11 protein-coding genes are annotated in these 12,638 nt (G+C 66.2%); 8 read left to right on the forward strand and 3 right to left on the reverse strand.

What is annotated here, in order from left to right; all coding sequences use genetic code 11:
• Window positions 1-61 precede the first annotated feature (61 nt).
• Window positions 62-1,714: an acyl-CoA synthetase gene (locus ACFVJ3_RS04890; RefSeq protein WP_378450987.1), complete on the forward strand. Its 1,653-nt coding sequence runs from the start codon at window positions 62-64 to the stop codon at window positions 1,712-1,714.
• Window positions 1,715-2,830: an NAD(P)H-dependent flavin oxidoreductase gene (locus ACFVJ3_RS04895; protein WP_378450988.1), complete on the forward strand. Its 1,116-nt coding sequence runs from the start codon at window positions 1,715-1,717 to the stop codon at window positions 2,828-2,830.
• Window positions 2,831-2,871: 41 nt separating this feature from the next.
• On the opposite strand, the gene ACFVJ3_RS04900 is transcribed toward ACFVJ3_RS04895, so the two are convergent.
• From ACFVJ3_RS04900 to ACFVJ3_RS04910, 3 genes are read right to left on the reverse strand one after another with little or no spacing between them, the layout of a single operon-like run.
• Complete coding sequence (locus tag ACFVJ3_RS04900; RefSeq protein WP_378450989.1) at window positions 2,872-4,443, reverse strand: long-chain-fatty-acid--CoA ligase; 1,572 nt, start codon at window positions 4,441-4,443, stop codon at window positions 2,872-2,874.
• Window positions 4,440-5,561 (reverse strand): acyl-CoA dehydrogenase family protein, encoded by a 1,122-nt coding sequence (locus ACFVJ3_RS04905; RefSeq protein WP_378450990.1) that lies wholly within the window; start codon window positions 5,559-5,561, stop codon window positions 4,440-4,442. Before ACFVJ3_RS04905 ends, ACFVJ3_RS04900 begins: the two co-directional genes overlap by 4 nt.
• Window positions 5,562-5,571: 10 nt before the next feature.
• A complete protein-coding gene (locus ACFVJ3_RS04910; RefSeq protein WP_378450991.1) occupies window positions 5,572-6,753 on the reverse strand; it encodes an acyl-CoA dehydrogenase family protein in 1,182 nt (393 codons plus the stop codon).
• 247 nt (window positions 6,754-7,000) lie between these two features.
• On the opposite strand from ACFVJ3_RS04910, the gene ACFVJ3_RS04915 reads away from it, so the two are divergent.
• The 6 genes from ACFVJ3_RS04915 to ACFVJ3_RS04940 all read left to right on the forward strand — a co-directional run bounded on the left by ACFVJ3_RS04915 (window position 7,001) and on the right by ACFVJ3_RS04940 (window position 12,637).
• Window positions 7,001-7,192 carry a ferredoxin gene (locus ACFVJ3_RS04915; protein WP_378450992.1) on the forward strand — a complete coding sequence of 64 codons (192 nt, stop codon included), beginning with the start codon at window positions 7,001-7,003 and terminating at the stop codon, window positions 7,190-7,192.
• A gap of 104 nt (window positions 7,193-7,296) precedes the next feature.
• Window positions 7,297-8,214 carry a 3-oxoacyl-ACP reductase gene (locus ACFVJ3_RS04920; RefSeq protein WP_378450993.1) on the forward strand — a complete coding sequence of 306 codons (918 nt, stop codon included), beginning with the start codon at window positions 7,297-7,299 and terminating at the stop codon, window positions 8,212-8,214.
• A 579-nt stretch (window positions 8,215-8,793) separates the two neighbouring features.
• Window positions 8,794-9,558: an ABC transporter permease gene (locus tag ACFVJ3_RS04925; RefSeq protein ID WP_009477764.1), complete on the forward strand. Its 765-nt coding sequence runs from the start codon at window positions 8,794-8,796 to the stop codon at window positions 9,556-9,558.
• Between the two features lie 20 nt (window positions 9,559-9,578).
• Window positions 9,579-10,430 (forward strand): MlaE family ABC transporter permease, encoded by an 852-nt coding sequence (locus ACFVJ3_RS04930; RefSeq protein ID WP_378450994.1) that lies wholly within the window; start codon window positions 9,579-9,581, stop codon window positions 10,428-10,430.
• Window positions 10,431-10,442: 12 nt separating this feature from the next.
• Window positions 10,443-11,618 (forward strand): MCE family protein, encoded by a 1,176-nt coding sequence (locus tag ACFVJ3_RS04935; RefSeq protein WP_378450995.1) that lies wholly within the window; start codon window positions 10,443-10,445, stop codon window positions 11,616-11,618.
• Window positions 11,615-12,637, forward strand: a complete 1,023-nt coding sequence (locus ACFVJ3_RS04940) for an MCE family protein (RefSeq protein WP_378450996.1) — start codon at window positions 11,615-11,617, stop codon at window positions 12,635-12,637. The genes ACFVJ3_RS04935 and ACFVJ3_RS04940 overlap by 4 nt, the downstream gene beginning before the upstream one ends.
• The last annotated feature ends 1 nt before the right edge of the window (window position 12,638 follow it).

Here is a 12,638-nt window from a genome sequence, read left to right on the forward strand (position 1 = left end):
GTGTGAGCTGGCTCTCAAATTGGGTCTTGCCAGAAACGGTAACACGTTCTACTTTGTTGACGTGGCCCTTAATATCGCAGACCTCGTAGAGCACGCAATCGACCTCGTTCCGGACCGTGTCGCGTTGGTGTCCGACGACCGGGAAGTGACGTACGCGCAGATGGAGGAGAGGGCCAATCGCCTCGGACACTACCTGCGCGAACAGGGTGTTCAGCCCGGCGACAAGGTGGGTATCTACTGCCGGAACACCATCGAGGCCATCGAGGCCATGGTGGCGGTCTTCAAGATCCGTGCCGTGATGGTGAACGTCAACTACCGGTACATCGAGAACGAGTTGCAATACATCTTCGATAATTCGGACATGGTTGCGCTCGTTCACGAGCGCCGCTACTCCGACAAGGTGGCGAACGTGCTCCCCGAGACGCCGCTCCTGAATACCACCGTCGTGGTCGAGGACGGCAGCGATCTCGACTACGAGGGCATCGAATACGAGGCCGCACTGGCGCAGGGTTCACCCGACCGCGACTTCGGCGAGCGCACTGGCGACGACCTGTACATGCTCTACACCGGTGGCACCACCGGAAAACCCAAGGGCGTCATGTGGCGTCACGAGGACGTCTGGCGGGTGCTCGGCGGTGGCATCAACTTCATGACCGGTGAATACGTCGAGGACGAGTGGGACCTCGCGAAGCTGGGCGCCGAGAGCCCCGGCATGACCCGCTTCCCTATCCCGCCGATGATCCACGGCGGCAGTCAGTGGGCGGTGTTCCAGAGTCTGTTCGGCGGCGGAAAGTGCGTGATGCACCCCGAATTCGACGGCCACGACGTGTGGCGGATCGTCGATCAGCACAAGGTCAACCTCATCTTCATCACCGGCGACGCGATGGCGCGCCCGATGCTCGACGCACTGGTGGAGGGCAACGAGGCGAGCGGCGAACCCTACGACCTGTCGTCGCTGTTCCTGATGGCGAGTTCGGCGGCGCTGTTCTCGCCCAGCATCAAGGAGAAGTACCTCGAGCTGCTGCCCAACCGGATGATCACCGACTCCATCGGTTCGTCCGAGACGGGTTTCGGTGGCCTCAGTGTGGTCGCGAAGGGCGACTCGCACGGCGGCGGCCCGACGGTGAAGATCGACGCGTCCACCTCCGTCCTCGGCGAGGACGGCAACCCGGTCGAACCCGGCTCCGGGGTGGTCGGCATCCTGGCGCGCAGGGGGCACATCCCGATCGGCTATTACAAGGACGAAGAGAAGACCAAGGCCACGTTCAAGGAGATCAACGGCATCCGATACTCCATCCCCGGCGATTTCGCGCAGGTGGAGGCGGACGGCACGGTGACGATGCTCGGCCGCGGCTCGGTGTCCATCAACAGCGGCGGCGAGAAGATCTTCCCCGAGGAGGTCGAGGGCGCACTCAAGTCGCATCCCGACGTCTTCGACGCCCTCGTGGTCGGCATTCCCGACGAACGCTTCGGCCAGCGTGTCGCCGCCGTCATCCAGACCCGGGGTGGGGCGCGTCCGGGCCTGCACGAGATCGCCGACGCGGCACGCAAGGAGATTGCGGGATACAAGGTTCCGCGCAGCCTCTGGTTCGTCGACGAGATCAAGCGCTCGCCGGCTGGTAAGCCCGACTACCGCTGGGCCAAGGAACAGACCGAGACCCGTCCGGCCGACGACCACAACGGCAACGGTTCGCCCGAAAGCAAAGGCGCGTAAATGCACACGAGTTTGAGCGAGAAGTTCGGCATCGAGTACCCGGTCTTCGGGTTCACTCCCTCGGAGCACGTGGCCGCGGCGATCTCCCGGGCAGGCGGTCTGGGTGTGCTCGGCTGCGTCCGGTTCAACGACCCCGGGGAGCTCGAGGCCGTCCTGTCGTGGATGGACGAGAACACCGACGGAAAGCCGTACGGCGTCGACATCGTGATGCCCGCGAAGGTTCCCACCGAGGGCACGTCGGTGGACCTCGAGTCGCTGATCCCCGCGGAACATCGCGCGTTCGTCGACCGGACCCTGGCGGAGCTGGGGGTGCCGCCACTGGATTCGGGTGCCGAACACGCGACCGGTGTGCTCGGCTGGCTGCACTCGGTGGCGCGCTCACACGTGGACGTTGCCCTGAACCATCGAATTGCGTTGATCGCCAACGCCCTTGGTTCGCCCCCCAAGGATGTCATCGACCAGGCGCACGAGAAAGGTGTTCCGGTTGCCGCGCTGGCCGGCGCCGTCGAGCACGCGCGCAGACACGTCGCGAACGGTGTCGACATCGTCATCGCGCAGGGGTACGAGGCCGGTGGGCACACCGGTGAGATCGCGTCGATGGTGCTGGTTCCCGAGATCGTCGATGCCATCGGTGATTCCGTCGCGGTCCTCGCGGCCGGTGGGATCGGTAGTGGACGTCAGGTCGCCGCTGCGCTGTCACTGGGTGCGGCGGGGGTGTGGATGGGGTCGTACTGGCTCACCACCTCCGAGTACAAACTCGGCGGCGCCTCGTCCGAGGGTCCGTCCGCGATCCAGCGCGCCCTGCTCGGTGCGACGTCAGCCGACACGGTGCGGTCCCGGATCTATTCGGGTAAGCCCGCGCGACTGCTCAAGACCAAGTGGACCGACGCCTGGTCGAAGCCGGACGCGCCGGCGCCGCTGCCGATGCCGCTGCAGAATCTGCTGGTCAGCGAGGCGCATCAGCGGATCGCCGCCTCCGAGAATCCGGACGTCGTCGCGATGCCGGTGGGCCAGATCGTCGGCCGGATGAACGAGATCCGTCCGGTGGCCGAGGTGATGGACGAACTCGTCAAGGGCTTCGACTCGGCGGTGTCCCGCCTCGACAGCTTCCGGTAGCCCAGGTGAGTGGCAAAGCGTGCGCCAGCACACTTTGCCACTCACATGGGGGAGTAGCCGGTACTGTCGCGGACCCACACCGGATCGGTACAGTTCGCCGCCTCGGCGCTCAGTACCCGGGTGAGGACCTTGAACGTGGCGGTCCGCGGGAAGTCGGCGCACACCCGGATCAGGCTGGGGCGCTGCTTCGGCCCCAGATCGGATTGCGCGTCGAGGAATTGGGTGAACGCGACGGGATCGAAGTCGCGAGTCGGGACGACGGCCGCCATCACACGGTCCCCGACCTCGACGTCGGGCACCGCATACACCGACACCTGCGCGAACCCGTCGTAACGCAGCAGGATGCGTTCGATGGGCGCCGAACCGATGTTCTCGCCGTCCACGCGCAACCATCCGGAACTGCGTCCCGCGAAGTACACGAAGCCGGCCGCGTCCCGGTAGGCGAGGTCGCCGCTCCAGTACTTGCCGTCGCGGATCCGTTCGGCGTCGGCCTCGGGGTTGTTGTAGTAGCCCGCGAAGGCCCCCGCCCCTGCCAGGTTGACGAGTTCACCGGTCGCGGCCTCGGCGTTGACCACCCGGCCGGCGGAATCGAACACGGCGGGCGGACAGGCGTTTCCGGTCTCGGGATCGAGGATGGCTATCCCTTCGGGGAGCTTGCCCAGCGAACCGGGGGGAGCCCCGGGTGTTGCGGAGATGGCGACACCGCCCTCGGTGGAGCCGAATCCGTCGACGACAGCGGTGCCGAAGCGCCGGGAGAACGCCGCGACCGCGGGCGCGGACCCCTCGTTGCCGTACATCACCCGCAGCGTGTTGTCGGCGTCGTCGGGCATCTCGGGGGTAGCCAGTACATACGACAGCGGCTTTCCGACGTAGTTGGCATACGTGACGCCGTACTTCCGCACATCGGACAGGAAGTTCGATGCGGAGAACTTGCGCCGCAGTGCGATCGAGCTGTGTCCCGCGAGCGCCACGGACCACGCCGCCATCATGGCGTTGGAATGGAACATGGGCATCGACATGTACACGACGTCGTCCGGGGTCAGTCCGAAGCGTTCGGCGAGCATGATGCCGGGGCCGGTGATCTTCGCGTGGGTGCAGCGCACCGCCTTCGGATCGCCGCTCGTGCCTGACGTGAAGATGAGCATGAACAGGTCTTCGGCCGCGGCGGCCCTCGGCGTGAATTCGGGCCGCGCCTCGGCGAGCAGGGCGGACCATGCCGGCGAATCCACGTCGACGACGGGGACACAAGGGTCGAGACCGTCCAGCAGCGCGGACCGCCCGGATTCGGTAAAGACCACCTGGCAGTCGGCCAGCGCGATGTCGCGGGCAAGCGCTTCTCCGCGTCGAGTGGTGTTGAGCCCCACGAGCACGGCGCCGGACAGCGCCGCCGCCCCGGCGAGGAGCGAGAACTCGGGGACGTTGTCCATCAGGACACCGAAATGCCGGGGCCGCTGTGCATCGAGCAGGTCCTCGAGGATCGCGGCGCGCCGCAGGCTCGCCTGCACGTGTTCGGACCACGACAGGAACCGGTCCTCGAAGTACAGGCCCTGGGCGTCGGACTTCGAGACGCCCAGGAGCAGGTCCGATACCGTGCGGGCGAGCGTGGCGGTCATGCCGGGACGGTGGCCAGTTCGGCGCCGAGGATCCGCAACTGCTGGGTGGCCGAACCGAGCCGGAACTCGAGTGCCTTGGCGGCGAGGAAGTACCGGTGCACGGGGTGGTCCTCGTCGAGTCCGACGCCGCCGTGGACGTGGACGAGGGTGTGGGCCACCCGGTGTCCGGCGTCGGACGCCCAGAAGTTGGCGGTCTGGATGTCGCCTTCACTGGGTAGGCCCTCACTGAGCCGCCACGCCGCCTGCCACAGCGTGAGCCGGACGCCCTTCACGTCGATGTAGCCGTCGGCGAGTCGCTGGGCCACGGCCTGGAAACTGCCGATGGGCCGCCCGAACTGCACCCGCTCGCGGGCGTAAGCCGCCGTGAGTTTCAGGGCTTCGTCGAGGACGCCGTACTGGTATGCGCAGGCTCCGAGCGAGCCGCGCTCGACGAGCCAGTCCACGATCTCGCCGCCCTGGTCGACGGCGCCGAGCACGCGGTCGTCGGTCAGCGACACTCCGTGGAGGGTCACCTCACCGGTACTGGCCAGGTCGACGGTCTGCTGGCGGGTGACGGTAACTCCGGCGTCGTCGGGACGGACGAGGAAGACGGCCACACCGTCCGGGGTGGTCGCCGGGACCAGGAAGAGGTCGGCGGACGGTGCCGCGTCGACCACGATCTTGGTGCCGTCGAGTGTCCACCCGCCCGCGCCGGGTTCGGCACGCGTGACGGGCGCACCCGGATTGTCATTGAGTTCCTCGTCGAGGGCGACGGTGAGGATCTTCTCTCCACTCGCGGCCGGAGTGCCCCAGTCGGAACGCTGCTGTTCGGTCCCGTATTTCGCGATCGCGCCTGCCGCCATCACGATCGACGACAGATAGGGCACCGGCGCGACGGCGCGCCCCAGTTCGACGAGGATGCTGCACTGCTCGAGGACGCCGAAACCGTCGCCGCCCACCGACTCCGGCAGCGCGGCGCTCAGCACGCCGGACGACGCGAGGGCGGACCAGAGCCGGCGATCGAGGCGGTCCTCCGCGTTGTCGAGTTCGCGCAGCCGGTCGTTGGTGACGAGGTCCGAGACGATTCCTCGGGTGAGGCCGGCCAGGTCGTGCTGGGCCTCGGTGGGGGTGAAGTCCATTGTCGTGGTCCTAACGCTTCGCTGGGGGCAGGCCGAGGGCGGTCATGGCGATGATGTCGCGCTGCACCTCGTTGGTTCCGCCGCCGAACGTGAGGATCAGGGACGACCGGTGCATCCGTTCGAGTCGCCCGCGCAGCAGGACACCGGGGGAGTTCTGCCGCAGCGTGGCCGAAGGGCCGAGGATCTCCATCAGCAGCCGGTACGCCTCCGTGGCGAACTCCGTGCCGTAGACCTTGTTGGCCGACGCCGATTCCGGGCCCGGCGCGTGGTCGGTAGAGGAGGCGATCTCCCAGTTCATCAACTTGAGGTACTCGGCCTTGGCGTGGACCCGGGCCAGATTGATCTGCACCCATTCCTGGTCGATGACCCGGCGGCCGTCCGGCAACTTGGTGTTCTGCGCCCATTCGCGCACTTCACGCTGGGCGGTGAGGACCGGCCCGGCGGAGGTCAGGGCGACGCGCTCGTGGTTGAGCTGATTGGTGATCAGTGCCCACCCGCCGTGTTCCGGGCCGACCAGCGCGGACGACGGTACCCGGACGTCCTGGTAATAGGTGGCGCTCGTGTCCGGACCCGCCATCGTGTGGACCGGCGTGTACGAGAAGCCTTCGGCGGTGGTCGGGACGATCAGCATGCTGATGCCCTTGTGCTTCTTGGCTTCGGGATCGGTGCGGCACGCCAGCCACACGTAGTCGGCGTACGCGATCAGGCTCGTCCACATCTTCTGGCCGTTGATGACGTAGTCGTCGCCGTCCTTGACGGCGGTGGTGCGGAGGCTGGCGAGGTCGGTGCCCGCTTCGGGCTCGGAGTAGCCGATCGAGAAGTGCAGTTCGCCTGCCGAGATCTTGGGCAGGAAGAACGACTTCTGCTCGGGGGTGCCGAAGTGCATGATCGTGGGCGCCACCGAGTTGATGGTGAGGAAGGGGACCGGGGCGCCGGCGATGGCGGCCTCGTCCGTGAAGATCAGCTGTTCCATGGCCGACCGTTCCTGGCCGCCGTACTCCTTTGGCCACCCGAGCGTCAGCCAGCCATCCTTGCCCATCTGGGCGACGACGTCGCGGTAGACGTTGCCCTCGCCGTACTCGCCGGTGGTGGCGGCCAGTGCCTCTCGACGCTCCGGCGTCATCAGCTTCGCGAAGTACGCGCGCAGCTCTTCCCGCAGCTGCTGCTGCTGCGGTGTGTAGGTGATGTGCATCGAAATACCTCTCCAGTCCGAGAGCGGAATCAGCTGAAATCTGGCACAGGTTCCAGTCTCTGCGGTGCATTCGCGGAGTCGGCCCCGGCCGGCCCCGAAGCGTGCCCGGTAGGCGTGCTCGCAGTCGTGGAACGAATCATTGCACACGACTGGAACAGGTTCTAGTGTTATCGCAGGAACGGAGTGCGCCACAGCTCGGCGGCACCCGGATCCGCGAGTGACGAGACGAGGAGAAGTGAGGGTTGCCATGGAGGTCAGAGTCGATTTCGACCGTTGTGAGGCCAATGGTGTGTGCGTGGGGATCGCACCCGACATCTTCGAGCTCGACGACGACGATCAGCTGCACATTTCGAGTGCCGTTCCTCCCGCTGACCGGGAGGACGACGTGCGTACGGCGATCGCCCAGTGCCCGAGGGCCGCGCTCACCGAGCATCCCTGAGGATTGTTGCCCGGAATGAGAACACGTTCTACAGTGACGTCGACCTACCGCCGTGTCGTGGTTCGCGACCTCCGGCGAGTGCACAGAACCAGGAGAGCGTGTTCATGAATGCTGTGGCTGACCGCGATGTGAACGTGGACGGCAAGGTCGCCGTCGTGACCGGCGCCGGATCCGGTCTCGGAAAGTTCGAGGCGATCGCACTGGCCCGCGCGGGCGCGTCCGTCGTGGTCAACGACCTGGTCGCGAACGACGCCGTGGAGGCAACTCTCGAGGAGATCAGGGGCCTTGGCGCGAAGGTCGAGTTCGTGGCGGGCGACATCGGGGAACGGGCCACCGCCGACGCGATCATGGAGGCTGCGCAGAGCCGGCTCGGCAGCCTCGACATCCTGGTGAACAACGCGGGCATCACACGGGATCGCATGCTGTTCAACATGTCCGACGAAGACTGGGACCTCGTGCTGAAGGTTCATCTGCGCGGCCACTTCCTGCTGTGCCGCGCCGCCGCGTCGTATTGGCGGGGGAAGTCGAAGGAGGCCGGGGCGCCGGTGTACGGGCGCATCGTCAACACGTCCTCGGAGGCGGGACTGCTCGGCCCCGAGGGGCAGGCGAACTACGGCGCCGCCAAGGCGGGCATCACGGCGCTCACGCTGTCGGCGGCCCGTGGGCTGTCCCGGTACGGCGTCCGGGCCAACGCGATCTGCCCTCGGGCCCGCACGTCGATGACGGAGAACGTCTTCGGCGAGGCACCGGACGAGGGGGTCGACCCGTTGTCGCCCGAGCACGTGGCCGCGCTGGTCGCGTACCTCGCATCGCCCGCCGCCGACTCCGTGAACGGCCAGGTCTTCGTCGTCTACGGCCCGATGGTGGCGCTGATGGCGGCACCCGTCGTGGAGCGGCGCTTCGACGCCGCGGACGGTGGGTGGACGCCCGGTGCGCTCGCGGCGGAGCTCGGGAACTACTTCGCGGATCGGGATCCTGCCGCTATGTTCTCGGCCGCCGCGGCGCTACGCGAACTGGGCTGATCTGCGTCTCCGGGGCCGAAGAACCGACACGAAGGTGGTTTCCGTATCGTTTCCGCAGGTAATGCCCCCGCGATGGGCGATACTGAAGGCAACTGAAGAGCGGCGGAGCGGGTGCCGGGTGACCGTGGTGGGGTGTTCGAGAGGTGTGCCGGATATGACTAGATCGTGTTCTAGTTCTGCCGTCGTCGACCAGTTCGATCGAGCCTGCCCGTCCGGCCTGGGGGCTCCCGAGGCCGGCCTCCGTGTGCGGTCGCCGAGAACCGGGGTCGACGACGATCCCGGCGTTCGTCGGCAGTTGGTAAATTTCGCTCAAAGTTCTTGTGCTATAACATCTTAGGTCCACGACTCGGTACTCCCGCTCGGCGTGAATCGACGGGTCCGATCGGACGGAGACACGCCCGGCATTTCGGTCGAATTCGGCCCTCGGGTCGTACTGGATGTGGGACGATTCATGCTGATGAGCGACCACCTTTGACAGGTGAACACGTTCTAGTTAATATGACCTGAGTCACAGACCGTTGGGGGGCTGGGCTCGAACTGACAGTCGGTGCTGGGCGAGATCATGGACGAGGAGGACGGATGGTAGACCTCCTCGAGGTGCCGTTGCGTGCGGTCGGCGGGTTCTTCACGATGTCGGGCGAAACGTTGAGGGCAGTCTTTTCGAGGCCCTTCCAACGTCGCGAGTTCGTCGACCAGGCGTGGTTCGTCGCCCGGGTCTCGATGGTGCCCACCGTGCTGGTGGCCATCCCGTTCACGGTGCTGGTGAGCTTCACGATCAACATCCTCCTCCGTGAGATCGGCGCGGCCGACCTCAGTGGCGCCGGCGCCGCTCTCGGCACCGTGACCCAGGTCGGCCCCATCGTCACCGTGCTCATCGTGGCGGGTGCAGGCGCCACCGCCATCTGCGCGGATCTCTCCGCCCGCACCATCCGCGAGGAGATCGACGCGATGCGGGTGCTGGGTATCAATCCGATCCACCGCCTGGTCGTGCCCCGTGTGCTGGCCTCGACCGTCGTGGCGCTCCTGCTCAACGGGCTGGTCTGCACCATCGGCATCCTCGGCGGCTTCGTCTTCTCGGTCTACATCCAGGACGTCAACCCGGGTGCGTTCGTCAACGGCATCACCCTGCTCACCGGATTCGGGGAGCTCGTGATCTCGGAAGTCAAAGCCGGTCTGTTCGGCATGATCGCCGGCCTCGTCGCCGCCTACCTCGGCCTGAACGTCAGGGGTGGCGCGAAGAGCGTGGGTGACGCCGTCAACCAGACCGTCGTGTTCTCGTTCATGGCCCTGTTCGTGGTCAACGTTCTCGTCACCGCCGTCGGCATCAAGCTGACGGCAGGGTGATCGACATGGTGGTGGAGTAGATGGCACTAGCGGCGGCCGGGCGCTTTCCCCGAACTCGCAAACGATTCGCGTCGGCGTCCCGCTCGATCGACCGGCTCGGTGAGCAGGCGCTGTTCTTCGCGCGTGCCATCGGATGGGCGCCCCGCGCCCTGATGCACTACCCGAAGGAGACGCTGCGGCTCATCGCCGAGATCAGCATGGGCACCGGTGCGCTCGCGGTGATCGGCGGAACGGTCGTCATCGTCGGCTTCCTGACCCTGTTCACGGGTGGCACCATCGCCGTGCAGGGGTACAGCTCGCTCGGCAACATCGGCGTCGAGGCCCTCACCGGCTTCTTCGCGGCCTTCATCAACGTGCGTATCGCGGCGCCGGTCATCGCGGGCATCGGGCTGGCGGCCACCATCGGCGCCGGCTCCACCGCCCAGCTCGGCGCCATGCGCGTCTCGGAGGAGATCGACGCGCTCGAGACGATGGCGATCCCCTCGATCCCGTACCTGGTCAGCACACGCGTGATGGCGGGCATGATCGCCATCATCCCGCTGTACGCCCTGGCGGTGATCGCGTCCTTCATGGCGAGCCGGTTCGCAACGGTCGTGCTGTACGACCAGTCGTCCGGCGTGTACGACCACTACTTCTCGACGTTCCTGATACCCACGGACATCCTGTGGTCGTTCGCCCAGGCCATCGTCATGGCGGTCGCGATCATGCTCATCCACACCTACTACGGTTTCAACGCCTCGGGCGGTCCGGTCGGCGTCGGTGTGGCCGTCGGCAACGCGGTGCGCTCCTCGCTGATCGCCGTCGTCACCGTCACCCTGCTCATCTCGCTCGCCATCTACGGCGGGTCCGGCAACTTCAACCTTTCGGGATAGGAGTGCCGGTAGATGACTGATTCGGGTGGGAAGAAGAAGCTCGCGGCACTCGTTCTCGTCGTGAGTCTTCTCGCGATCATCGGTGTGTCACTGGCCATGTTCAACGGAACCTTCAGCGAGACCACGCCCGTTACCGTCACGTCGGATCGCTCCGGGCTGGTGATGGAACCCGACGCCAAGGTCAAGCTCCTCGGCGTCGAGGTCGGCCGCGTCGGCTCCATCGAACACGTGACGGACGGCGCCGAGCTGAAACTGGCGATGTACCCCGACATGATGTCGCTGATTCCCTCCAACGCCACCGTGGAGATCAAGTCCACCACCGTGTTCGGCGCCAAGTACGTCAACTTCGTGATGCCGGACAACCCGTCGTCCACCCCTCTTCAGGCGGGGGACGTCATCGCGTCCGACAACGTCACCGTCGAGTTCAACACGGTCTTCCAGCACCTGTCCGACGTCCTGACCCAGGTGCAGCCGGAGAAGCTCAATGCCACGCTCGGTGCCATCGCCTCGGCGCTGCGGGGGCGCGGCGACGAACTCGGCGCCCTGCTCGAGCAGAGCGACAGCTATCTGGCGAAGATGAATCCGAGTCTGCCGCAGCTGCAGGAGGATCTGGCGAAGGCCGCGCAGGTCACCGACGTGTACGCCGACACCGCACCGGATCTGCTGCGGGTGCTCGACAACGCGACGGCCACCAGCGGCACCGTCGTCGACGAACAGGACAACCTGGATGCCGTGCTGCTCAACGTCACCGGGCTGGCCGACACGGCGAACACCGTACTGACCGAGAACGAGCAGAACCTGGACTCCGCTCTCGACCTGTTGCTCCCGACGACGGATCTGCTGGCCGAGTACTCGCCCGAGATCTCCTGCTTCATCGTCGGCCTGAACAATGTGATCCCCCTCGCCGAACAGCTCATCGGCGGCAATCAGCCGGGTATCGCATTGAGCGCCAGCTTCATGTACGGGCAGGAGCCGTACACCTATCCGAAGGACCTGCCGAAAGTGAACGCGACAGGTGGGCCGAACTGCCACGGCCTTCCCAACCCCGATCTCAGCAAGCATGCGAACTTCGTCGTGGCCGACACCGGAACGGTGCCGTTCGTGCCGTCGACGGAAGTCCAGGTGCACCTGCCCAAGGTGTTCCAGCTGCTGTTCGCGGGTGTGTACCCCGGGCAGGGTGGGCAGTGACTGTGCGAGCGACCACGGTCAAACTGCTGATCTTCGCGACGGTGATGTCGGTGATCTTCGCCGGACTCGCCCTGGTGTTCAGCCAGTACCGGTTCAGCAGCTCCGACGGCTACCACGCCACGTTCACCGACGTGTCCGGGCTCAAGCCCGGCGACAAGGTGCGCATCGCCGGCGTTCCCGTCGGCGCCGTCGAGAAGGTGAGCATCGACGACGACAACCTCGCCGACGTCGACTTCACCGTCGACACCAAACACTCGCTGTTCGACGGGACCAAGGCCACGGTGCGGTACGAGAACCTCGTCGGCGACCGGTACATGGAACTTCTCGAAGGCGCCGGATCGGTGGAACCCCTGCCGGACGGTGGATCCATTCCCGTCGAGAACACCTCTCCCGCACTCGATCTCGACCTTCTGCTGGGTGGGTTCAAACCGCTGCTGCGGGCACTGGACCCGCAGCAGGTCAACGACCTGTCCCAGGCCCTCGTCCAGGTGTTCCAGGGGCAGGGCGGAACGCTCGTCTCGCTCCTCGGCAGCACGAGTTCGTTCACGAACACCCTGGCCGACCGGGACCAGTTGATCGGCGAGGTGATCACGAACCTCAACCAGGTTCTCGGGACCATCAACGACCGCGGCGACCAGTTCCGGTCGACGCTCGACCAGTTGCAGCAGCTGGTCAGCGGGCTCTCCCAGGACCGCGATCAGATCGGTGACGCCATTCCCCGCATCGCGGGGGCGACGGGCGATCTCGCGAATCTGCTCGAAGGTGCGCGGCCACCGTTGCAGAGTACGATCGCCGAGGCCAACCGCACTGCAACCCAGCTCCAGGCGGGGGAGGACGACCTCGACTGGGTGTTCCAGAATCTGCCCGACGCCTACCGGAGGCTCATCCGCATCGGCACGTACGGCAGCTTCTTCCAGATGTACGTCTGCACGGTCAAGTTCAAGTTCTCCGGCCCGGACGGATCGGATCTGCTCCTCAACATGCCGGGCGGTCAGACGGCAGGGAGGTGTGCACCGTAGC

The sequence above is a fragment of the Rhodococcus sp. NPDC127593 genome, from assembly GCF_042671975.1.
Taxonomy (GTDB): Bacteria; Actinomycetota; Actinomycetes; order Mycobacteriales; family Mycobacteriaceae; genus Rhodococcus_F.